Genomic DNA, 21445 nt, shown 5'->3' with positions numbered 1-21445 from the left:
TTGCGGTTGTTCAGCGTGCTTCGCTGGGGACCGGGATCTCCCGGTCGATCTGGTCCGCGCCGTCGACCGGCGCTTCCTTGCGAGCCGGGATGACGGCCCCGGTGAGAGCACGGACCTGCATCTCGGCGAATGCCGCGTCGTTGCGCTCGCTGCTGGTGATCGTGCCGATGTAGCCGAGCAGGAAGGCGACGGGGATCGAGACCAGGCCCGGCTCGAAGTCGACGAACTTGAAGTCGGCGTCGGCGAAGATGGCCGCCTCGTCACCCGACACCCCGTTGGAGAACACGACCAGGAACATGGTCACGGCGATACCGCCGTAGACCGCCCACTTCAGCCCCGCGGTGTTGAAGCGCCGCCAGTACAGCGAGTAGACGACCGCCGGCAGGACCGCGGCGCCGCCGAGGTCGATCGCCGTCGGAATGAAGACGTGGGTGAGCACCGGCAGCATCGCGACACCGGCGACCACGGAGACGATTCCGATGATCGCGACGTTGCGCCGGATGGCCTTCAACTCGGCGTCGGGGTCCAGCTTTCGGCCGCGCACCACGTTGAGGTCCTTGCTGATGGACGTCACCACGTTGATCAGCAGGGCGGCCAGGACCGCGGCGACCACCAGCAGGGAGACCGCACCGAGTGCGCCGACCATGGCCGGCCCGCCCAGTTCGTCCGCGAGCTTCGGCAGGGTGGTGTCGCGGTGGGCCGCGATCACGCCGATTTCCTTGCCGCCGAGGATCGCGACGGCGCCGAGACCGAGAAGGGACATGCAGGCGTAGAAGCCGACGACGAGCATCGATGCCCAGCCGACCGACGTGCGCGCGTCCCGTCCGCTGCGTACCGCGTAGTTGCGCATGAAGAGGAACGGGATGCCGGCGGTGCCGACGACGATGGAGAAGACCTTCGACAGGTGGACCCACGGGTCCGCCTCCGGCGGAGCGGAACGCGTGGAGCCCTCTGCGAACAGGCGGCCCGGGCCCAGCAGATCGTAACCGCGCTTGTCCGGCTTCGCGTTGGCCTGGGCGTCCTCGAGCAGGCTGAAGACGTTCAGGTTGTACTTGGCCAGTGCGAACACGGTCAGCACGGCGACGATGGCGATGACCAGAACGGCCTTGACCATCAGCATCCGGGTGACGCCGAGCATGCCGCCCATGAACACGTACAGGACGATGATCAGGCCGACGACGATGGTCACGGCGGCCACGGCCGGCAGGGACTCGAGACCGAACAGCCGGTAGATGACGAAGGCGAGTGCGGCCATGGTCACGATCAGGAACATCACGTAGGTCAGCAGAACGACCACGGCCGACGCGGTGCGTGCCGTGCGCTCGTCGGCGCGCAGGGCGAACAGGTCACCCAGCGTGTGCCCGCCCACGTTGCGCAGCGGCCCGGCGTATATCAGCAGCGATACCACCATGGACATCGTGAAGGCCGTCAACAGGAGGACGGCGTCGAAGCCGTTCAGCGCGATGTGCCCGGTGATGATGACCATGGTCGAGTACATGATCGGCGCCGTGGCAAAAGCGAGGGTGTTCTGCGGGACGGTGATCTTCCGGCCCGCGATGAGGAAGTCGGAAGTGGTCCGTACGCTGCCGCGCGTCTTCTTCAGGATGACGAAGAGCAGAATGCCGATGGCGACGGCGAGGGGGATGGCGATCGCCGGCGCCGCCCAGGTGTTCTCCACCGGGGGCGGCGGGTCGGCGAGGAATACGGTGATCGGGGACGACGGGTCGGCAAGAACGCTGGTCATCGGAGGTCTCCTTCCAGTTCCGCCCGGATCTGCTCACTGAGGGGATCGAGCTGGGTGCGGGCAAAGCGCAGGTACACGCCCGAGAGCGTGACCACGAGGGCGAACGACAGGAGGACGAACAGCAGGCCTACGTTCATGGGGCCGCCGATCCCCTGCCGGAAGAAGTCCGGCGCGAACGCGGCCAGGATGATGACGAGGAACCACCACCCCAGGAAGGTGACGCTCGCCCAGAGCGTGAAGCCGTTCGATCGTCGTTTCAGAGCCTGGAACGGAGCACTGTCGTATACAGCGACATAGCGGTCACCGTCCACTGGCGAGTCCATCGTGTCCATGACACTCCCCTGTTGAGGACGTCGCAAGGAACGACGTCGTGATGTGGTGGTTGTACGGCAGTCTTGGCCATCGCTCCCGCAGGGACATCGCCCATTCACGGGAACTCCGGCGTGCCGTGAAGAGATGGCGTGACGCCCCTGCCGAACCGCGCGAACGGGTGATGTCTCGCGACGGCGGCGGGGTCGATGGTGGCCGGATGACGTCAGTACCGGAATCAGACGCGTGGACGTACGACGACTTCACGAGCGGCGAACTCGATCCCGCTCGCTGGATCGTCATGGCAACCAAGGGCGCCGACGGGCAAGCGCACCCCTACCGGGATCGCAACGCACGCGTGCGAACCGGCGACGGGCGACTGGAGTTGACCGTCGACCCGTTCACCCGTTTCCACGATGCGGACCCGAGGCAGAACAACGCCAAGCAGATGTACCAGTCAGTGCGGCGCTTTCCCGTACCGGCGGCGGGACAGCTGGCCTTCGAGGTCGACATGGGGGTGCGGACCCGCGGCCAGATCCCCTACGACCCGGTCGACGCCTTCGGCACGGTGAACCTGTTCGACCTGGACACCGGTGTCGTACTCAACGTCGCCGCGACCAACGACACCGTGTACGCGGTCGTCGAGCGCCTGGTGCTCCCGGGCGTGACCGGGCCTGACGACCACTACATGCACCGGGTCGTCCTGGACGTACCGACGGAGCCCGGGCGCGGGCATCGCTACGCCGTCACCTACCGGGCCGAGACCCAGGAGGCACAGTGGTACGTCGACGGCCGGCTCGCGTACTGGGCGCGGCTTCCGGTACCGGTGGCCGCCTTCAGCGCGGGCATGGGCCTGTTCTCCGCCCGCGACCTCACCCGCTACACCCGCGCGGAGCGGGAGCGCGGGCAGGGTGCGACCGGATGGTGGGGGCCCTGGCGGATCAGGACGAGCGTCAGATGAGCACGTCTCCGCCGTCGATGTTCAGGTTGACGCCGTTGATCGAGCGGTTCCGGAGCAGGAACGTGATCGCCTCGGTGCAGTCCTGCATCGTCACCGGCCGCTTGCTCAGCGCACGCGTCTCGGCGGCCTCCCGTGCACCGGGCTTGTCGCTCCAGAACGGCGTGTCGGCCACGATGCTCGGGTGGAGGGCGTTGACCCGGACCGGCGAGAGTTCCACGGCCAGCGTCCTGACCAGCGCACTGATCCCGCCGTTGGCGGTCGTCACGGTCGTGGAGCCGGGGTAGGGCCGGTGGCTGGCGAGACCGCCGAGCAGGACGGCCGCGCTCTCGTCGGTCAGCTTCGCGGCGAGGGCGTGCAGGACCTCGGTGTAGCCGATGAGCTTCACCGTCAGCAGGCGCGCGGCATCGGCGGGGCGGTACTCGCGCACCGTGTTGAAGTCCCGGTCGAGCGCCGAGAGCACGAGCCAGTCGACGCGTTCCACGTCGGCCAGCGCGGCCACGATCCCTTCCGTGTCGGCCAGGTCCAGCGCGATCCCGCGGGTCCGCCCGCCGATCTCGTGGGCTATGGCCTTGGTCCGGTCCTCCGTGCGGCCGGTGATGACCACGTCGTGCCCCTGGTCGGCGCAGGACTGGGCGAAGTGCCGCCCGATTCCCGACGTTCCACCGATGACGACTACCTGGGTGCGATCGGACATGGGGGTGATTCCTTTCGTTTCGCTCCGTGCGGCGACCGCACGGAGCGAATCACGTGAACAGGGGATGGTTGCGCGTGGGTGGCGCGGCCGGCTACTGGCTCAGTTCGGCCAGCACGTCCTGTGTGGACAGCGGCACCGCGCAGCGGTCCGCGGCGTAGCGGAGGGCCATGAGATGGTCGTCGAGCGACAGGTCGGCCAGTGCGTCCGCCACGAGGAACGGCTGGATGTCGCGGCTGAACGCGTCGGTGGCGGTCATGAGGCAGCCCATGTGCGCGTAGACGCCGCAGACGATGAGCTGGTCCCTTCCCAGTCGCCGCATGCGCTCCTCCAGATCACTCCGGTAGAACGCGCTGTAGCGCCACTTGGTCAGCACCGCGTCGTCCGGCTCCGGTGCGACATCGTCGGCGATGCCGCGGTCTGTCTCCTCGACGCCCATGCCGGGGCCCCAAAGGTCGTGCAGCAGTCCGCGGTCCTGGCGGCTCATGCCGCCCGGCTGGGCCGTGTACATCACCGGCACCCCGGCCCGGCGCGCCGTTGCGAGCAGGCCCGAGACGTTGGCGACCAGCTCGGTCATTGGGGATTGTCCTGCCGGGAACGGGCGCAGGAAGTACCGCTGCATGTCGTGCACCAGCACGACGGCCCGGTCCGGGTGCGGGCGCCAGGGCAGCGCGGCGCTCGGCAGATCGCCGTCGCCGGGCATGCGGTACGGCGCGATCGGGGACATGGCCATGATTCACCTTCTGTTTCGTACGTTGACTTCACGCATGCAGGGCGGCGCCGCCGTCCACGTACAGGTCCTGCATCGTGATGTGACCTGCTTGGTCGGATACGAGGTACGCGACCGCCTCGGCCACGTCCTGAGGCCGGGCCAGCTTGCCCAGCGGAATGCCGACGCGGTACGCGGCCGGGGAGCCCTCGATCACCGGTCTCGGATCGCCGTCCCCACCGAGCATTGAGCGGAGCATGGGCGTGTCGGTCGAGCCGGGCGAGACGACGTTGCACCGGATGCCGTAGTCGGAGAGCTCCAGCCCCAGACACCGGGTGAACTGGGCGGACGCCGCCTTCGAGGCGGCGTACGCGGCCATCTCGGTGCGGGGCACGCCGGCGGCGTTGGACGCCACGGTCACGATCGTGCCGCGGCGGCCGTGGACCATCCGCCGGGCCACGGCACGGGAGACGTTGAACACTCCGTCCGCGTTGACGGCGAAGGTCTCCTGCCACTGCCGGTCCGACAGGTCGACCACCCTGGCGGTGTGCAGGACGCCGGCCGCGTTGACGAGGATCCCGATGGGTCCCAGCTCTTCCTCGACGCTCCGTACGAGCGCGTCCACGGCCTCGCTGTCGCACACGTCGACGCGATAGGCGCGGGCCGAGCCGCCCTCGGCCCCGAGTTTCTCCACGACGGTTCCGAGCGCCTCGAGGTTGCGGTCCACCGCGGCGACGTGCGCGCCCGCGGCCGCCAACGTGGCCGCCACGGCGGCTCCGATGCCCTGGGCCGCTCCGGTGACCAGGGCGACCGTCGAGGCGATTCCGGTCAGTTCCATCAGGGACTCCTGCTGCTCGTGACGGCTTGCTCGGCGTCGTACCCGAACAGCCATTCGTGTCGGTCGAGACCCGACGCGGTCTGCGCGGCGGTGTCGCGGTGCTGCTGCGCACCGCCGTCCTCCAAGTGGAAGGTCTTCGCGTTCTCACGGGACTGGCGCTGGATGCGGGTGGTGCGGGGCAGGCGGATCCGTTCGTAGCGCCGCAGGGCCGCGCTCAGCCGGTCGGGGCCCGCACCGGCCAGGCAGGCCGCGAGCACGACCGCGTCCTCGATCGCCTGGTTCGCACCCTGCGCCTGGAAGGGCAGCATCGGGTGCGCGGCGTCGCCGATGACGGTCACGCGGCCGGAGCTGAGCCGCTCGATGCCCTCGCGATCGTGCAGCGCCCATCGGCTGACCGTCTGCGCGGCGCCGATGAGCCGGGTGACATCCGGGTGCCATCCCTCGTACGCGGCCGCGAGCTCGGCGACGTCGCCCCGGGCCGTCCAGGACTCCTCGCGCCAGTCCGGGGCGGGGACGGTCGCGCCGAAGCTCACCTGCCGGCCGGACGACACCGGATAGCACACGACGTGCTGGTCCGGCCCGAACCACAACTGCACACGGGACTCGGTGAGCAGGTGCGCCACCTCGTCCGCCGATACCAGGCCGCGGTAGATCGTCTGCCCCGAGTACCGTGGCCGATCGGCCACGATCTGCTCCCGCGCGATCGAGTGGATGCCGTCGGCTCCCACGATCAGGTCCGCCGTGACCGTCGTACCGTCGGACAGGTGCAGCCGCGCCTCGTCGGCGAGCTGCGTCACGGACACGCAACGGGCACCGAGGTGCACCCGGTCCGGGGGCAGGAGCGAGAGCAGGGCGCTGTGCAGGTCGGCACGGTGCACGGTGTAGTAGGGGGCCCCGAAGCGCCGTTGGCACGGGTCCCCCAGTGCAGTGCGCTGCAGCAGTGCGCCGTTGTCCCAGCGCCGCATCTCGATCGCCTGCGGGGTGACGGCCAGGTCGCGCAGCCGATCACGCAGGCCGAGCCGGCGCAGCAACCGTGTGGCGTTGGGCGCCAGTTGGACCCCTGCCCCCACCTCGGCCAGGCGTTCCGCCTGCTCGTAGAGGTGGCAGTCGATTCCGGCACGGCGCAGGGCTGCGGCGAGGGCGAGGCCGGCGATTCCGGCACCGGCCACGACCACCCTCAAGTGCGACATATCGAACCCATCAGTAGTAGAGGAGCGCTTTGCCCCAGTCCTCGTCGGGCCCGAACAGGCTGCGGGGCTTGACCACGTCGGGCATGCTGGTCAGCGCGTCGTGCGGGATCAGGGTCCCCGGGGCGAGCCCGACGACCTCGCTCTCGACACCGAACGCGGCGCGCACCGAAGCCGCCAGTTCCGCTTCGGCGGCCGCCCGGTGCTCCTCGGCCACCTCGATCTCGATGCGCAGGACCTCCGGCTCCGCCCTCGCGCGCCAGAACAGCACCCCGTACGAGTCCGGGAGGGTGAAGACGAGCTCCTCCAAGCCGTACTGGGTGATGGTCTCGGAGCCGACCCGGTAGCCGAACGCCGATCTGCCGAGCACCTTGACCGTGGGCAGGTTCCACCCGCACGCGCAGTCGTCGTAGGAGACCGACACGTTGTCCTCGAGGTTGTAGCGCAGGAGGGGCATCGCCTCGCGGAACAGCGGCGTGACCACGAGCTGGCCCTCGCCGTCCGCCCGGACGGTGCCGGTCCGCGGGTCGTAGACCTCGAACAGCGCCCGGTCGGCCCACAGGTGCAGCCGCCCGTTCGGGCACTCCCCCGCGAGGCTGCCGGTCTCCGTGGAGCCGTACTCCTCGATCACCGGCACCCCCCACAGCCGGCTGATCCGGCTGCGGCGCGCGGGGGTGAGCGGCTCGCCTCCGACGAACAGCGCGCGCAGCGCGGGGAAGTCGGCGCCGGGCCGGTGCCCGGCCGCAGTCGCCGCGGCGGCCCAGATGAGGCATTCGGTCGGCACCGACCAGGTCAGCGTGACGCCGAGGTCGTGCATGACCCGCTCAACCCGGGCGTACGGCATGGCCAGCGACCGGTTGTCCCCGGGCACCACGGTGGCCCCGTGCAGTCGGCCGGCGGCGTGCGCGAGGTGCCCCGTCAGCAGCAGCGCGTAGGGCGTGCGCACCAGGAAGACGTCCTCGGCGGACATGCCGATCCACTTCCGGGCGAAGCGCTCCGCCAGGTCGGCCCAGTCCTCCTCCGTGTAGTACGAGGGCGTGGGCTTGCCCGCGGTCCCGCTCGACTCGTGATAGGTGGCCAGCCGCGCCTTCGGGACGGCGAGCATCCCGAAGGGGTAGTTGTCCCGCAGGTCCTGCTTCGTGGTGAGCGGCAGGTCGGCCAGGTCCTCGACGGTCGCGGGCAGGGCGTCCGGTTTCAGCCGCTCGCGGTAGAACGGTGAGCGGGCCGCCCAGGAGACGGTCTGCGGCAGTTGCTTCTCCTGGAGCTGCCGCAGTTCCTCCGGCCCGCTCCAGTCGCCTATCCGAGGCAGGTTCGAGCTTGGTCGATTCACCACTTTTCCTCTCCCAGTAGTCGGTGCGCGTTGTCCCAGGCGACCTGGCGCCACTGGTCGGGCGGTATGCGCAGCGCCTGGAACTTGGCCAGCTCCACGGTCGGGTGCTGGAGCGGGTACTCGGATCCGAACAGCACCCGCCCGGCGCCGAGGCGGCTCAGGGCCGCCTCGGCCACGCAGGTGTAGCCGCCGGAGGTCTCCAGCAGGATGTTGGGGTCGTCCTGGATCAGGGTGAGCGCGTAGAAGTCGATGTTGCCGATGCCGCTGTGCCCGAGTACGAAGTTCACCTCCGGGAACAGGCGGGCGAGGTCGACGAGGTCGGCCACGCCCGCCCCGCGGCGGTCCAGGCACACCACGTACACCGGGTGCCCGAACTCGGCGGCGATGCCGACGAGTTCGGCGACCCTGGGGTCGGTCAGGCCGACGCCGTGCACGGCCGGCGAGATCTCCAGGCCGCGGAACTCCGCGGCCCTCTCCCGGTAGTGCCCTGACGAGCGGTGCGGGTTGGCGAAGAAGAACGGCACCAGCCGCCCGCCCGTGCCCGCACAGGCCTCCAGCACCGCGTCGTTGTCGGCGTCGGTCTCGACGTACCCGCCTTGAATGAGCTGGCGGGACAGGCGGTCCAGGTCGATCGTGCCGCCCGCGCACACCACGGCACGGTCCAGCCCGCAGTCGTCCAGCGTCGACAGGAGCCGCTCACGGGCGCCCGGCCGGGGAGCCAGCCGTACGTGGAAATCCAGGACGGGCGGTGCGGTCGGCGCGGCCACCGCCCGTTCCCCGGTGGGGCCGTCGCTCACTTCTCGATGCAGAACTCGTCGATCGGGTAGCCGACGTGGCGCTTCTCGACCGGCAGGTAGCCGAGCACCTTCGTACCCGGCGTCAGCTCCGTGACGTTCAGCACCGTGCCGCCGGGACCGAGCACCCGCACGTGCCAGTCGTCCTGGACGATGAGGTTGACCGTCACGCCGGAGGCCGAGACCGCGTCGATCGCGAGCAGCGGACGCGTCTCGATCTTGACCCGGCCCACGGTGACGACGCGCGACTTCCCCTTGGAGTCGACGGCGAGCACCCGGCCGCCGGAGACGAGCTCGCTGAGGTAGTTCGTACGCCCGTTGGCGGACAGCGTGTACGAGTGCAGGGCGCCGGCGTTGACCCGGAACGGCCGCGTGGGCATGTACGGGAGCGGGTGGGTCTCGCTGCAGGAGAGGATCATGCCCGTGGAGTGCGAGCCGACGAGAATGCCCTCGTCGAACCCGAAGTTCGTGCAGGTGTCCACGCAGGCGCGCTCACCCATCCCCGCGCGCCGGATCCCGGTGATCTCCAGCTCCACCAGCGGCAGGTCCGCCGCCTTGCTGACCGCGGCAGCCTTCAGCTCCGTGGCATCTCCCGGAACGCGGGGGGCGAGCATCACGCCGTCGGAGCCGTGTTCGAGGACACCGAAGACGATCTCGCCCTCCTCGACGTCGGCCACCTGCGTGATGATGCTGCCGTCGGAGCCGGCCGCGGCGGCCAGCACGATCTCCAGCGGGATCTTGGTGGGGTCCCTGAAGTACAGCAGGCTCCACTTGTCGAGCCGCGCCGCGCGGCAGGCGTCCTCGAGGCTGTCGGCGTCCTTGATCTCCACGTACCGGCCGAACTCCACACCGGGGTACTGCTGCGCCAGCTCGGTGGGCTCGCCGTGGCGGGCCGGGTCGACTATGACCAGGTCGACGGCGTCCAGCTTCTCCGGCAGCGGCTGGTGCTGGGGGAAAAGGACCTTCTTCACCGTGGGGGGAAGCAGCTCCAGGTCGGCCTGATCGGCCGCCACGATGGCGTCCACCCGCTGGTGGACGGCTTCTTCGACGATGGCTTCCTTGGCTCCGTTGACGTTACGGATGTCCAGCCAGCACAGCTTCACAGGTTTCTCCTCAGAAGGGGGTAAGAAAATCTCAAGACATGAGGGCAAGGCGGTCGTTCACCGCGTCCCGGTCCGGGACACGCGGCAGTTCATGCACCAGCCGTGCGATCGAGGCGGCCATCCAGCCGGGCCGGTCGGCCTGGAAGACGTTGCGTCCCATGGCCACTCCGGCCGCACCGCCCCGCAGCACGTCGGACACGTAGGCCCGCACGGCTTCGGATTCCGCGGAGCGCGGGCCGCCGGCGACGATGACCGGGATCGGGCAGGCCCGTACCACGTCCGCCATCTGCTCGGGGGTGCCCGCGTAGTCGGTCTTGACGATGTCCGCGCCGAGGTCGGCGGCCAGCGTGGCGGCGTGCGCCACCAGTTCCGGCGCGCGCGAGTCGCTGATCTGGGGTCCGCGGGCGTACACCATGGCGAGCAGCGGGACGTTCCAGCGGTCGCACTCCTCCGCCACGGCCGCCAGATCGGAGATCTGCCGGGCCTCCTGACGGGACCCCATGTTGACGTGGACGCTGACCGCGTCGGCGCCCATGCGCAGTGCCTCCTCGACATGGGCGACGAGGTACTTGGCGTCGGGATCCGGAGCGTGCCGCGTGCTCGCGTTCAGATGCAGGATCAGCGACATGTCGCCGAACCAGGCGGGATCGACGTGGCGGAGACTGCCCTTGTGCAGCACCACGGCGTCGACCCCCGTGCCGACGAATTCGCCGACCAGGGAGTTCAGGTCGCCCGGCCGCAGGGGTCCGTCGGCGATGGAATGGTCCAGCGGAACGACGAGCAGGCGCCCGTCGCCATGCCGGAACAGGCGTCGCAAGCGGAGGCTTCGAGCGAACGAAGCATTGTGTACAACCACTCTGTGTCCTGCCTCTCAAACGGTGACGGAACGGCCGGAGGTCGCTGACGCGGCGTCTGTCGGCAGGTCCCGGTCGAGGTGGAATTCACGGTGCAGGGCCTCGACGGCATCGACGGCGCGTTCCCGCGGCACGATCACCGACAGCCGCATCTGGGACGTGGAGATCCAACTCGTGGGAATCCCCGCCGCGGCCAGGGCCGCCATGAGGCGGGCCGTGTACTCGGGGCGGCTGAGCAGGCCCATGCCGACCACGGAGACCTTGCCGACGTTCTCGTCGAAATGAACGCCCCCGCCGTAGGCGGCCGTCACCTCGTGCAGGGCGGCCCGCACGGAATCCGCCTGACTGCGGCGGATCGTGAATCCCATGCGGAACTCGGTTTCGTGGGGACCGGACCTGGCCACGAGGTCCACGACCGTCCCCTGGGCGGCCAGTACCTCGAACACCTCGGGAGCCAGGTCCCGGCGGCTGTCGCGGCAGTGCACCAGCACGCGGGCGACGTCCATGTCGTGGGTCACGGCCACGACGACCCGCCGGGTTTCCAGCGCCCGGTCGCCCTGCCGTTCGGCGACGATGGTTCCGGGCGCCTGCGACGAGGCGTTCCGAACGCGCACTTCTACTCCTTCCATGGCAGCCAGTTCGATGCAACGGGTGTGCAGGACCTTGGCGCCCGCGAAAGCCATCTCCGCCATGACGCCGGGGTCGACCCACGGCAGGCACCGCGCCGCGGGCAGGATGCGGGGATCGGCGCTGAAGACGCCGTCCACGTCGGTGTAGATCTCGCAGGCGGATGCGCGAAGTCGCGCTGCCAGCGCCACCGCGCTCGTGTCGGAGCCACCACGCCCGAGCGTGACCGTGTCCCCGGCCTGGTCGGCCCCTTGGAATCCTGTGACCACGGCGACCTCGCCGCCTTCCAGGGCCTTCAGGACGCGTCCCGCCCCGATGCCCGAGATGAGCGCGTCGCCGTGCCGGTCGGTGGTCTCGATCCCGGCCTGATGGCCGGTCAACGAGATCGCCGGCACTCCCAGCCCGTTCAGGGTGAGGGCCATCAGTGCCGCCGACTCCTGTTCGCCGACGGCCAGCAGCTGATCCAGTTCCCGTGAGGGGGACGTCGTGCCGATATCGGCCGCGAGCCGCAGGAGCTCATCGGTTCTGCCGCCGCGTGCGGAGACGACCACGGCGACGGACGATCCGCCCCGGCGTGCCTCCGCGATGCGGAGCGCGGCGTGACGAACGCGGTCAAGCGTCTGCAAAGAGGTACCGCCATATTTTTGGACCAGCACGTCCACAGTCGTTTTCACCGCTCTCGTCGAACTGGCATGTCACGACACTAAGCGCGATGTGCCACCCCGCCCACTACCCGCCCGAGTAGTGCGACCTTGTTCAGTTATTCACGCCATAGTGGCGAGCCGATACCTGAAACACGTGATGGCGGCTTCACGTGATGGCGCAACACCTTTCGCATCCTCAATATCGAGAGGGGTAATCTGATCTCACGCAAAGGGGAGCGATATGTATGGGACGGATTCGAGCATGACCGGCCCCCCGGACGTCCTTGCCGGCCTCGGCGAGGACGGGCGCGCCTTCGCCCTGATCTACCGGCCCGGCTCGACTCGGAACGCGCACGTGGAGGTGCTGACGGGTGAGGTCTGCGAGGCCCGCAGCCTCGCCGAACTGCCCCTGTCCGACCACCCGGCGGCCGGCGCGCAGCACGACCTTCTCGTGGCGGTTCCGTACCGGCAGGTGACCGAACGCGGCTTCGCCTGCCTCGACGATCACGAGCCGCTGCTCGCCATGCGCGTCCACGAGCACGCCGAACTCAGCCGCAGTCAGGCCCTGGCAGGCCTGCCCGAGCTGAACGTGGGCGTTTCCGAGGCCGGTTTCGACATCAGCGACGAGGACTACGCGGCGATCGTCACGAAGGTGCTGCGTGACGAGATCGGGCAGGGCGCCGGATCCAACTTCGTCATCCGGCGGTCCTTCGGCGCGAAGCTGGACGACTACTCGCTGCGCACGGAGCTCGCCATCTTCCGGCGGCTCCTGACCGGCGAGCTCGGGTCCTACTGGACATTCCTGTTCCACACGGGGGCGGGCACGTTCATCGGCGCTTCGCCGGAACGGCACGTCAGCATGGCCGACGGAACCGTCTCGATGAACCCCATCAGCGGTACGTACCGGCACCCCTCGACCGGCCCGGACATTTCCGGGATCCTGGAGTTCCTGAACGACCCCAAAGAAGCCAACGAGCTCTATATGGTCGTCGATGAGGAACTGAAAATGATGGCCCGGATGTGCACCTCGGGCGGCAGGGTTCACGGTCCTTTCCTCAAGGAAATGGCGCGCCTGACCCACTCCGAATACGTCCTGACCGGTCACAGTGATCTCGACGTACGCGATGTGCTGAAGGAGACCCTGCTCTCGCCGGCCGTCACCGGAAGTCCGCTCGAAAACGCCTTCCGGGTCATCCGCCGTCACGAAACGACGGGCCGTGGATACTACGGCGGCATCCTCGCGCTGATCGGCCGCGATGGCGCGGGCAGTCGTACGCTCGACTCGGCGATCATGATCCGGACCGCCGAGATCGCCGATGACGGCCGACTGCGCCTGGGCGTCGGGGCCACTCTCGTCCGCGACTCCGCCCCCGGTTCGGAAGTGGCGGAGACGCGGGCCAAGGCCGCGGGCGTGCTCCAGGCCCTCGGCCTCACCCCGCAGGCCGCCGGCGCCGGCGATCCCGCCCCGGTGGGCGCGCACGCGTCACCGGCCGCCGATCCCCGGGTGCGCAGGGCACTGGAGTCCCGCAACGGCACGCTGTCGCGGTTCTGGCTCGACGGGGCGCAGCAGACCACGCCACACCCTGTGCTCGACGGTCGGCACGTGCTGATCGTCGACAACGAGGACACCTTCATGGGGATGCTCGGCCACCAGTTGGGCGCCCTCGGCCTGCGGACCACGCTCACGCGATTCGACAGCCCGCTGTCTCCGGAGGAGTTCGACCTCGTCATCGTCGGCCCCGGTCCCGGCGATCCCCGGGACGCGACGGACCCGCGCATCGGCACGCTCCGCGCGCTCACCCGTGACCTGCTCGCCGGCAGTGTCCCGTTCCTGTCCATCTGCCTGGGTCACCAGATACTCGCCACCGAGCTCGGCCTCGAACTCGTACGGCGCACGGTGCCCAACCAGGGTGTCCAGAAGCTGGTGCACCTCTTCGACCGGGACGAGCTCGTGGGCTTCTACAACACCTACACCGCGCGCGCCGAACACGATTTCCTTCCCGGCACCGCGCATCACAAGCCCGTGGAGATCAGCCGCAACCCCCGGACCGGCGAGGTGCACGCCCTGCGCGGGGCGGGTTTCCGGTCCGTGCAGTTCCACCTGGAATCCGTGCTCACCCAGCACGGCCCGCAGATCCTCGGCGAGCTCCTCGGCTCCCTGCTGAACGAGGCGGGACACGTCCGTGTTCCTGGCGCACCCGTGGGAGCCGGTCATCAGTAGGCGGACGCGTGCGCTCCGCTCACCTGCACCGATGGACGCCGCCCGGGTACTGCGCGGGCGGTAGTCCACGTTCCTCCATCAGAGGGACTCGCGCGGGGCCAAGATCCGGTTAGGGTGCGCTTATGAGCACACGACTGTCCCTCATCTGGGCCCGGGTCAGGGACTGGGTGACCGCGCTCGGCGTGGCAGCGGTACTGCTGTTCACCTCGCTGTCCGAGGATCACCTCACCACCAACCTCGACCTGCTCGGCTACGTGCTGGTGGTGACGAGCGGCCTGTCCCTGGCCGCCGGCCGCCGCACTCCGGTGCCCGTCCTGGTCGTCACCGCGCTGTGCGTGGTGGGCTACAACGCGGCCGGCTTCGAAGTGCCCGCCGTCGCGTACCTGTTCGCGGTGTACGCCACCGTACGGTCGGGGCACCGGCTCGCCACCGCGCTGGTGTCCGTGGCGCTGCTGCTCGGCCTCCCCTACGCGGTCATGGCCTCCCCCGCGGGCGCGTCCTCGACGGAGGCGTTCGCGCAGTCCCGCAGCGTCCTCCAGCTGGCCTGGCTGGTCGCTGCCGCCGCCGCGGGCGAGGCACTGCGGCAGGCCGAGCAGCGGGCGGACGAGGCCGAGCGCACCCGCGAGGAGACCGCGAGGCTCCGCGCGACCCAGGAACGGCTGCACATCGCGCGGGAGTTGCACGATTCCCTCACGCACCAGATCTCGATCGTCAAGGTGCAGGCCGAAGTCGCCGTCCACCTGGCGCGGAAGCGGGGCGAGGAGGTCCCCGAGTCCCTGTTGGCGATCCAGGTGGCGGGCCGTGAGGCGACCCGCGAGTTGCGCGCCACCCTGGAAACGCTGCGGGACGACACCAAGTCCCCTTCGTACGGGCTCGATCACGTCCCCGAACTGGTCCAGCGTGCCCACGGGATCGGCCTGGCGACCACGCTGACGATCGAGGGGCAGCGTCCGGACGTGTCGGACGCCGTCGACCGGACCGCGTACCGGATCGTCCAGGAATCGCTCACCAATGTCGCGCGGCACGCGGCCTCCGCCACCGCGTCGATCCGGATCGACTACCTTCCGGACTCGCTCGCCATTCGGATCGACGACGACGGGACGGCCAAAATGGGCTCTGCCACGGTGCCGGGTATCGGGTTGTCGGGGATGCACGAACGCGTCGCCGCCCTGGGCGGCTGCCTGCGGGCAGAACCCCGCTCCGGTGGCGGATTCTCGGTCCAGGCCGAACTTCCGGTGGCGCGCATCTCATGATTCGTGTCCTGCTGATCGACGACCAGCCGCTGCTCCGCAGCGGATTCCGCGCGCTTCTCGACGCAGAGGACGACATCGAGGTGGTGGCCGAGGCCAGCCACGGCAAGGAGGGTCTGGCCCTCGCCCGGCTGCACCTTCCCGATATCGCGCTGGTCGACATCCAGATGCCTGTGATGGACGGTATCGAGACGACCCGTCAGATCGCCGCGGATCCGTCCCTGTCCGGGGTTCATGTGGTCATCCTGACCAACTACGGCCTCGACGAGTACGTGTTCAACGCACTGCGCGCCGGCGCCGCGGGCTTCCTCGTCAAGGACGTCGAGCCCGACGACTTCCTCCACTCCGTGCGCGTCGCCGCGCGCGGTGACGCCCTGCTCGCGCCGTCGATCACCAGAATGCTGATCAGCCAGTACGTCGCCAAGCCGCTCGGGATGGAGGTCGGCAGGGGGCTGGAGGAGCTGACCAACCGCGAACGCGAGGCCGTGGCACTGGCCGCGCAGGGCCTGTCCAACGACGAGATCGCCGACCGCATGGTGATCAGCCCGCTGACCGCGAAGACCCACATCAACCGGGCCATGATCAAGCTCCATGCCCGCGACCGGGCCCAGCTCGTGGTCTTCGCCTACGAGTCCGGCCTGGTGGCGCCCCGAAGCCGCTGAAAAACGGTCAGCGGACCCGGCGGGGGTTCCAGGTCCGCTGACGTTGGTGAGGGCTCGACCGGTCGTCGGGATGATCCCGATCACCGGCCCGGCCGGATCGCTAGATGAAGTCCATCGTCCCGGCCGCCCACTTGTAGTGCGACTCGAGCTTGTAGTACTCGCCTTCGGGTGCCAGCGCCACGCCGTAGACGAACTTGCGGTCGGTGCCGCCGTACGGAACGCCGCTGACGAACTTGTCGATGGCCGGCTCGATCGGAACGGGAAGCGTCTTCAGGTCCGTGGTCGTCACGGCGAAGCAGATCCGCTCGATCTTCGACGTGTCCCAGCTCAGCGTGACGTACAGGCCGAACGCCTCCTGGCCGAGCTTGAGCATGTCCTCGCTCGGCTCCGCGAATCCGAGTTCGCGGAGGATCGAGGCGATCGTCTCCGATGCGAAGCACTCGGCGGGCACGTCGTTGAAGTAGACGTTCAGTGTTCTGTTCTCGTAGTCGATCCCGATCACGCCGACCTTGTCCTGCAGGCCGTACCGGGCGAAGAACTCGCCGTTCCCGGCGAGGCTGCCCGGAACGGAGGGAAGCTCGACGAACTCCGACAGGTCCTGGAGGTCGTCCGGGGTGAAGAACGCGTAGATCTTCTTGAACCCGCCGATGACCCCGAAGTCGATGGCGTAGCTGTCGATGGGCAGCCGTTCCTGCATCTCGGAGAGCAGGGTGCCGACCGGGTGATCCGTCTCGGGGGTGAGGCCGTTCGACAGCGCGAGGGCGTACGGATCCCGCTTCTTCGGGTACGTCGTGAAGCGGCAGTCGAGCTCCCCCACGTGGCGCCGGCCGGTCGCCACCCGGAAGGCGACCACGGTCGAGTCGTGCGTGAACGCGTCCTCGAAGGTGGTCAGGATGGGCAGGACCTTGTCGGGCGAGCAGGCTACGTCGAGCAGCCGAGCCGACTCTTCAAGGGTGGAATAGAGTTCCGCCGACGCGGACGTTCCGGACATGCATCCTCCAATTGTTTCCCGCCGGGCGAGAAGCTGATGGCGTGACCGCGTGCGCCGCCCCGGCTCCGCGCACGGGCCGGGGCGGCGGGCGGCCTAGCGCGGCTCGTAGACCCGCTTGTGCCCGAACAACCCGGCCAGCCGGTAGGGACCGGTGGTCTCCCGCGGCGCGGGGTGGTCTCCGCCGTCGACGGGAAAGGCCTGCTGGTGGCGTTCCCGGTAGTCGGCGTAGCCGATGTCCTGGCGCCGGGCGATCGCCTCGCGGTGCTGCTCGGATCGCAGATGCGATCGGTAGCCCGGGACGGGGACGCCGGCGAAGAACTCGGCGACGCTGCCGGACCCGTAGCTGAGCATGCCGATGGCCTGGCCCGTCAGATCGTCGGCGTTGTCGAGCAGCGCGGCCAGACCGAGGTACATGGACGCCGTGTAGCTGTTCCCGACGACTTCGTTGTAGGCCGTCGTCTGCCCGATGGCGCGGGTGACCTCGTCCTCGTCGACCTCCTGCCCACAGCTCGCGAGCAGATGCCGGTGGGCCTTGTAGGCCATCTTCGTGAAGGGCTGGTGGTAGCAGAACGCGGCGAACTCGCCGAATTCACGGCCGCCCTGCTCGGTGTAGTCCTTCCACGCACCGTCCGTGGCCTGCAGGTACGCGGAGACGGATTCCTTCCCGTCGACGAGGGCGGTGGTGAGGTAGTTCGGCCGCCAGAAGTCCATGATGTCGGCGGTGAACACCCCGGACGGCTCCTCGATGCGCACCAGAGCGGGATCCGCGCTGACCAGCATGGCCACCGCCGCCGCGCCCTGGGTGGCCTCGCCCGGGTTGTCCAGCTCGTACTTCGAGACGTCGCTGGCGATCACGAGGACCTGCTGCGAGGGGTCGCGGTGGACGAGGCCGATGGCGAACTGCAGGGCCGCAGTCCCGCCGTAACAGGCCTGCTTGAGTTCGACGACCCTGGTGGCGGAGGGCATGGACAGCAGCGAGTGCACGTGGATGCCTGCTGCCTTCGCCTGATCGACGGACGACTCCGTGGCGAAGACGAGGGTCCGGATCCGGTCGGCGCCGTGCCGGGCCAGGATGGGGGCGGCGGCGGCCGCCGCCATCGTCACGATGTCCTCGTCGGCGGCGGGCACGCTCATCGACCGCTGGCCGATGCCGAGGTGGTACTTGCCCAGCTCGGTTCCGTTGTGGGCGGCCAACGTCTCGTGCGTCAGCACGTACTGGCCCGTGGCGAAGGAAAGGTCGTGGATTCCGACCGCGAGATCCCTGGGCACCTCTACCGTCCGATCTTTGTGGTCGTGTGCTTGCGCTCCAACGCGACGTGCGCCCTCATGAGTTCGCCCGGGTTGGTCTGCGCCGCCATGAGGGAGAGTTCGCCGCACAGCACCGTCGCGGCCACCATGACCGCGAGCCGCCGTGCGTTCTCGCCGGGCTCGCGCTCCTCGCGGCAGCCCAGACGCGCCAGGTTCTCCTCGACGAAGCCGAGTCCCTTTCCGTTGCCGACCGTTCCGACGATCAGGTTCGGCAGCGTGCACGAGAAGTACAGGTCGCCGTCCCGGTCCTCGGCCACGGTCACGCCCTGTGAGCCTTCGACGATGTTGGCCGCGTCCTGGCCCGTCGCCAGGTAGAACCCGAGCAGCATGTTCGCGTAGTGGGCGTTCGCCGAGCGGATTCCGCCGGCGAGCAGGGTGCCGATCAGGTTCTTGCGCACGTTCAGCTCGGCTATCGCCGACGCCGTGGTGTGCAGCCTGTCGCGGACGATCTCGCGCGGTACGAGCAGCTCGGTGACCACGTTCTTGCCGCGGCCGAGAATGCCGTTGATCGCGGTGGCCTTCTTGTCGGTGCAGTAGTTCGCGGAGATCGAGCCGTACGAGATCCCCGGAATGGCACCCAGGATGTGCGTCAGGAGCGCATCCGCGGCCAGCGTCGCCATGTTGTGACCGGAGGCGTCGCCGGTGCTGAACTCGAACCGGAGGAACAGCAGGTTGGCCACGATCTCGTGGCGGAACCCGATCAGTTCGACGAACCGGCCGCACGTGCGCACGACCGCGCGCAGCTCGTCGAACCGCGCGTCGACCTCGAGCGCCGCCAGGTACGCGGTCTGCGCGTCCTTGGCCGTGACCAGCACCGAGCGCGTCATCCGCTCGTCGATGAGGGTGGCGACGATTCCCTGCTCGACCAGCATGGAGATCTTCGCTCCCCGGCCGACGGAGGGCCACAGGGGCGACTCGTACGTGGCGAGCGGGACTTCCGACTCGGTGGTCGCCACGTTCCCCGAAATCCTCAGGGGTCCTACCCATTTCATGGGAACGCCGGCTATCGCGTGCGTGTCGTTCATGCGGTGCCTCCAACCGTCTTGTGAGCGGTGTCGTAGGAGCGGGAGCGAGTGGCCAGCCGATGGGTGTCGATCCCCCGGTCGGCGCAGAAGGTGCGCAGGTCGCCGTGGACGAGCACGTCGCATCGGCTCAGATCGGACGGGGTGCGCGCGCCCAGGGCGGTCATCAGGGCTTCCACCTGATCGAGCCACGTGGTGATCTGGTTGATCAGGGCGGACGGGCCGCCGTCGAGAACGGTCCGGAGGAACCCTCCGGACACGCCCACGGCGGCAGCGCCGAGCGCCAGTCCGCGCACCACGTCGAGTGGGTTGCGGACCCCGCCGGAGGCCAGGACCGGGATGCCGGCGTCCTGGGAGTCCAGCAGGCAGGCGGGAGCGGACTGGCCCCAGCCGTTGAGGTAGGAGTAGTCGGCGTGCTTGCGCCGGTCGTTCTCGATGCGCGCGAAGTCCGTGCCGCCGCGGCCGGCGACATCGACCACGCGCACGCCCATCTCCCGCAGCGCCGATACGGTTTCGCGGCTCAGTCCGAAGCCGACTTCCTTCACGATGACCGGGACGTCCACTCCGTCCGCGATCTTCTCGATCTGCGGTCCCCAGGAGGAGAACGACCGGTCGCCTTCCGGCATGACCGTCTCCTGGATGACGTTGAGGTGGATCTGCAGGGCGTCCGCCTGCAACAGGTCCACGGCCCGCCGTGCCTTCTCGACGGAGGCGTTGGCGTTGATGTTCGCCATGATGAACCCGTCCGGGTTCTCGTGGCGCAGCACGCTGAAGGTGTCGGCCACGGCCTCGTCGGCGAAGTAGGCGCTCATGGAGCCCGTCGCGATGGGCACGCCGGTCTCACGGGCGGCGATCGCCAGATCCCGGTTGATGGCGCCCGTACGGACGCTGCCGCCGGTCATCGCGTTGATGTACAGCGGCACCTTCCACTCCATGCCGCCGAACCGCGTGGCCAGCGAAGCATCGGACCGGTCGATACCGGCCAGGGCGTGGTGGACGAAGGACACCTCGTCGAACTGGTTGTATCCGCCCAGGTGGCGTTGTTGCTCGGCGGCGAACCGCACGTGGTCGTCCTTGCGCTCAGCGATCATGCTGCGCTCCCTTTCGTCGACTGGAGATGGATCGGCACGGGGAGCACCCCTGCGGCGTCCCATCCCTTGCGCAGGTGCGGGATCCGCTCCTGCGCCGTGGCGTCCAGCAGCGCGATGCCGCAGTCGCCGCCTCCGGCGCCGGACGGTTTGCCCGCGCCTCCGACGGCCTCGGCCGCATCGCACAGCGCGGTCAGTGTGGTGGTGAAGATTCCGAGCCGGACCTCCTCGTCCAGTTCGGCGAGCATCCGGCGGGCGCCGCGGACCTGCCGCAGCAACTCCGGGCCGTCACCTCGTTCGAGTGCGTCGGCGCAGGCGCGCACACATGCGTCGCTGCGCTCCACGAAGGCCCGCTGTGAGGTGCTGCCCTGCCAGGCCCGCTTTCCGAGGCTGCCGACCAGGGCGGTGGTGCTTGCGGGCCGGCCGGTCCAGCCCACCTCGACCGTCAGACCGCGGGGGGCCGGGAGCGCTCGCACCTCGAACCCCGGCCACGGCGTGCGGATCGACTCCTCGATGCCCCGGCGCTGCACCATGTCGAGCACGGCGGCTCGATCGGGCGCGTGGTACTCGATCCAACCGCCCCAGACGCTCGCGGCGAGGTCGCCGCCGGAGGAACCGGCGTCGAGCCGCGACGACGCGATCATCGCCAGCTTGAACCGCGCGTCCTGCGACAGCTCCAGGCCGTGGTACGCGGCCACGGCGGACACCGTGGCGACCGTCACCGCGCCGCTGGATCCCAGGCCGAGCTTGGTTCCCTCGTGGTGCAGGCGACTGGTGATCGAGAGGTGGACGGGGTGCGCGGACAGCCCCTGGCCGGCCAGCAGTCCGTCGACCGTTTCGATCGCCGACACCACGTGGGTGAGGCCGTCCCGTACCCGTTGTTCGTCGTCCGCGCCGAGTGGGGCGAGCCCGCCCGCGCTGCGCCGCAGTCGCGTCGGTTCCGGGGAGAGGTCGGAATCGATCACGACGTCGGCGCCGTGGGACGCCGACACGGTGACGTCGACCTGCCGGTCGACCGCTGCCAGGATCGCCGGGTGGCCCGGCTGCACCACCGCGTACTCGCCGACGATGAACAGTTTGCCCGGCGCCCGCCGGCTCACGGTTCTCCTACC

20 protein-coding genes are annotated in these 21445 nt (G+C 69.4%); 4 read left to right on the top strand and 16 right to left on the bottom strand.

What is annotated here, in order from left to right:
* Positions 1–10: 10 nt before the first annotated feature.
* Entirely contained in the window at positions 11–1744 is a 1734-nt protein-coding gene (locus tag ABZY57_RS14985; protein WP_356511850.1) for a Na+:solute symporter, read from the bottom strand.
* Positions 1741–2076: a DUF485 domain-containing protein gene (locus ABZY57_RS14980; protein WP_356511848.1), complete on the bottom strand. Its 336-nt coding sequence runs from the start codon at positions 2074–2076 to the stop codon at positions 1741–1743. Before ABZY57_RS14980 ends, ABZY57_RS14985 begins: the two co-directional genes overlap by 4 nt.
* A 197-nt stretch (positions 2077–2273) precedes the next feature.
* On the opposite strand from ABZY57_RS14980, the gene ABZY57_RS14975 reads away from it, so the two are divergent.
* Positions 2274–3014, top strand: coding sequence for a DUF6081 family protein (locus ABZY57_RS14975; RefSeq protein WP_356511846.1), 741 nt, complete (start codon positions 2274–2276; stop codon positions 3012–3014).
* On the opposite strand, the gene ABZY57_RS14970 is transcribed toward ABZY57_RS14975, so the two are convergent.
* The 9 genes from ABZY57_RS14970 to ABZY57_RS14930 all read right to left on the bottom strand — a co-directional run bounded on the left by ABZY57_RS14970 (position 3007) and on the right by ABZY57_RS14930 (position 11809).
* Positions 3007–3708, bottom strand: coding sequence for an SDR family oxidoreductase (locus ABZY57_RS14970; RefSeq protein ID WP_356511844.1), 702 nt, complete (start codon positions 3706–3708; stop codon positions 3007–3009). The genes ABZY57_RS14975 and ABZY57_RS14970 overlap by 8 nt on opposite strands.
* Before the next feature lie 91 nt (positions 3709–3799).
* On the bottom strand, positions 3800–4438 hold the full coding sequence (locus tag ABZY57_RS14965; RefSeq protein WP_356511842.1) for an isochorismatase family protein: 639 nt from the start codon (positions 4436–4438) through the stop codon (positions 3800–3802).
* A gap of 28 nt (positions 4439–4466) precedes the next feature.
* The gene (locus ABZY57_RS14960; protein ID WP_356511840.1) at positions 4467–5252 is read right to left on the bottom strand and encodes a 2,3-dihydro-2,3-dihydroxybenzoate dehydrogenase; all 786 of its coding nucleotides are present in this window, start codon (positions 5250–5252) and stop codon (positions 4467–4469) included.
* Entirely contained in the window at positions 5252–6442 is a 1191-nt protein-coding gene (locus ABZY57_RS14955) for an FAD-dependent monooxygenase (RefSeq protein WP_356511838.1), read from the bottom strand. Before ABZY57_RS14955 ends, ABZY57_RS14960 begins: the two co-directional genes overlap by 1 nt.
* 10 nt (positions 6443–6452) lie before the next feature.
* Positions 6453–7769 (bottom strand): AMP-binding protein, encoded by a 1317-nt coding sequence (locus tag ABZY57_RS14950; RefSeq protein ID WP_356511836.1) that lies wholly within the window; start codon positions 7767–7769, stop codon positions 6453–6455.
* Positions 7766–8566, bottom strand: coding sequence for an amidohydrolase family protein (locus tag ABZY57_RS14945; protein WP_356511834.1), 801 nt, complete (start codon positions 8564–8566; stop codon positions 7766–7768). The genes ABZY57_RS14950 and ABZY57_RS14945 overlap by 4 nt, the downstream gene beginning before the upstream one ends.
* Positions 8563–9666 (bottom strand): 3-dehydroquinate synthase II, encoded by a 1104-nt coding sequence (locus ABZY57_RS14940; protein WP_356511832.1) that lies wholly within the window; start codon positions 9664–9666, stop codon positions 8563–8565. The genes ABZY57_RS14945 and ABZY57_RS14940 overlap by 4 nt, the downstream gene beginning before the upstream one ends.
* Before the next feature lie 31 nt (positions 9667–9697).
* Entirely contained in the window at positions 9698–10522 is an 825-nt protein-coding gene (locus ABZY57_RS14935; RefSeq protein ID WP_356511830.1) for a 2-amino-3,7-dideoxy-D-threo-hept-6-ulosonate synthase, read from the bottom strand.
* 15 nt (positions 10523–10537) lie between these two features.
* Positions 10538–11809: an aspartate kinase gene (locus ABZY57_RS14930; protein WP_356511828.1), complete on the bottom strand. Its 1272-nt coding sequence runs from the start codon at positions 11807–11809 to the stop codon at positions 10538–10540.
* Between the two features lie 244 nt (positions 11810–12053).
* On the opposite strand from ABZY57_RS14930, the gene ABZY57_RS14925 reads away from it, so the two are divergent.
* The 3 genes from ABZY57_RS14925 (at position 12054) to ABZY57_RS14915 (ending at position 15924) form a co-directional block, all read left to right on the top strand.
* A complete protein-coding gene (locus ABZY57_RS14925; RefSeq protein ID WP_356511826.1) occupies positions 12054–14012 on the top strand; it encodes an anthranilate synthase family protein in 1959 nt (652 codons plus the stop codon).
* 122 nt (positions 14013–14134) lie between these two features.
* A complete protein-coding gene (locus tag ABZY57_RS14920) occupies positions 14135–15265 on the top strand; it encodes a histidine kinase (protein ID WP_356511824.1) in 1131 nt (376 codons plus the stop codon).
* Positions 15262–15924: a response regulator transcription factor gene (locus tag ABZY57_RS14915; RefSeq protein WP_356511822.1), complete on the top strand. Its 663-nt coding sequence runs from the start codon at positions 15262–15264 to the stop codon at positions 15922–15924. Before ABZY57_RS14920 ends, ABZY57_RS14915 begins: the two co-directional genes overlap by 4 nt.
* A gap of 100 nt (positions 15925–16024) precedes the next feature.
* Here ABZY57_RS14915 and ABZY57_RS14910 read toward each other — a convergent pair whose 3' ends face one another.
* From ABZY57_RS14910 to ABZY57_RS14890, 5 genes are all read right to left on the bottom strand, one after another.
* On the bottom strand, positions 16025–16915 hold the full coding sequence (locus tag ABZY57_RS14910) for an aromatic prenyltransferase (RefSeq protein ID WP_356511820.1): 891 nt from the start codon (positions 16913–16915) through the stop codon (positions 16025–16027).
* Between the two features lie 93 nt (positions 16916–17008).
* Positions 17009–18184 (bottom strand): hydroxymethylglutaryl-CoA synthase, encoded by a 1176-nt coding sequence (locus ABZY57_RS14905; RefSeq protein WP_356511818.1) that lies wholly within the window; start codon positions 18182–18184, stop codon positions 17009–17011.
* A 2-nt stretch (positions 18185–18186) separates the two neighbouring features.
* Positions 18187–19215, bottom strand: coding sequence for a hydroxymethylglutaryl-CoA reductase (locus ABZY57_RS14900; protein ID WP_356511874.1), 1029 nt, complete (start codon positions 19213–19215; stop codon positions 18187–18189).
* A 29-nt stretch (positions 19216–19244) separates the two neighbouring features.
* Entirely contained in the window at positions 19245–20336 is a 1092-nt protein-coding gene (fni, locus tag ABZY57_RS14895; RefSeq protein ID WP_356511816.1) for a type 2 isopentenyl-diphosphate Delta-isomerase, read from the bottom strand.
* Positions 20333–21433 (bottom strand): phosphomevalonate kinase, encoded by a 1101-nt coding sequence (locus ABZY57_RS14890; RefSeq protein WP_356511814.1) that lies wholly within the window; start codon positions 21431–21433, stop codon positions 20333–20335. The genes fni and ABZY57_RS14890 overlap by 4 nt, the downstream gene beginning before the upstream one ends.
* Between the last annotated feature and the right edge of the window lie 12 nt (positions 21434–21445).

It is taken from the genome of Streptomyces sp. NPDC006450 (genome assembly GCF_040612195.1).
In the GTDB taxonomy this organism is placed as follows: domain Bacteria; phylum Actinomycetota; class Actinomycetes; order Streptomycetales; family Streptomycetaceae; genus Streptomyces.
The sequence above is the reverse complement of the archived record's forward strand: the minus strand, read 5'-3'. Positions and strand labels throughout refer to the sequence as shown.

What these genes read in the sequence shown, in the direction of transcription:
- ABZY57_RS14985 (WP_356511850.1), bottom strand. Translation starts at nt 1,744, where the DNA reads ATGACCAGCGTTCTTGCCGACCCGTCGTCCCCGATCACCGTATTCCTC.
- ABZY57_RS14980 (WP_356511848.1), bottom strand. Translation starts at nt 2,076, where the DNA reads ATGGACACGATGGACTCGCCAGTGGACGGTGACCGCTATGTCGCTGTA.
- ABZY57_RS14975 (WP_356511846.1), top strand. Translation starts at nt 2,274, where the DNA reads ATGACGTCAGTACCGGAATCAGACGCGTGGACGTACGACGACTTCACG.
- ABZY57_RS14970 (WP_356511844.1), bottom strand. Translation starts at nt 3,708, where the DNA reads ATGTCCGATCGCACCCAGGTAGTCGTCATCGGTGGAACGTCGGGAATC.
- ABZY57_RS14965 (WP_356511842.1), bottom strand. Translation starts at nt 4,438, where the DNA reads ATGGCCATGTCCCCGATCGCGCCGTACCGCATGCCCGGCGACGGCGAT.
- ABZY57_RS14960 (WP_356511840.1), bottom strand. Translation starts at nt 5,252, where the DNA reads ATGGAACTGACCGGAATCGCCTCGACGGTCGCCCTGGTCACCGGAGCG.
- ABZY57_RS14955 (WP_356511838.1), bottom strand. Translation starts at nt 6,442, where the DNA reads ATGTCGCACTTGAGGGTGGTCGTGGCCGGTGCCGGAATCGCCGGCCTC.
- ABZY57_RS14925 (WP_356511826.1), top strand. Translation starts at nt 12,054, where the DNA reads ATGACCGGCCCCCCGGACGTCCTTGCCGGCCTCGGCGAGGACGGGCGC.
- ABZY57_RS14920 (WP_356511824.1), top strand. Translation starts at nt 14,135, where the DNA reads ATGAGCACACGACTGTCCCTCATCTGGGCCCGGGTCAGGGACTGGGTG.
- ABZY57_RS14915 (WP_356511822.1), top strand. Translation starts at nt 15,262, where the DNA reads ATGATTCGTGTCCTGCTGATCGACGACCAGCCGCTGCTCCGCAGCGGA.
- ABZY57_RS14910 (WP_356511820.1), bottom strand. Translation starts at nt 16,915, where the DNA reads ATGTCCGGAACGTCCGCGTCGGCGGAACTCTATTCCACCCTTGAAGAG.
- ABZY57_RS14900 (WP_356511874.1), bottom strand. Translation starts at nt 19,215, where the DNA reads ATGAAATGGGTAGGACCCCTGAGGATTTCGGGGAACGTGGCGACCACC.
- fni (WP_356511816.1), bottom strand. Translation starts at nt 20,336, where the DNA reads ATGATCGCTGAGCGCAAGGACGACCACGTGCGGTTCGCCGCCGAGCAA.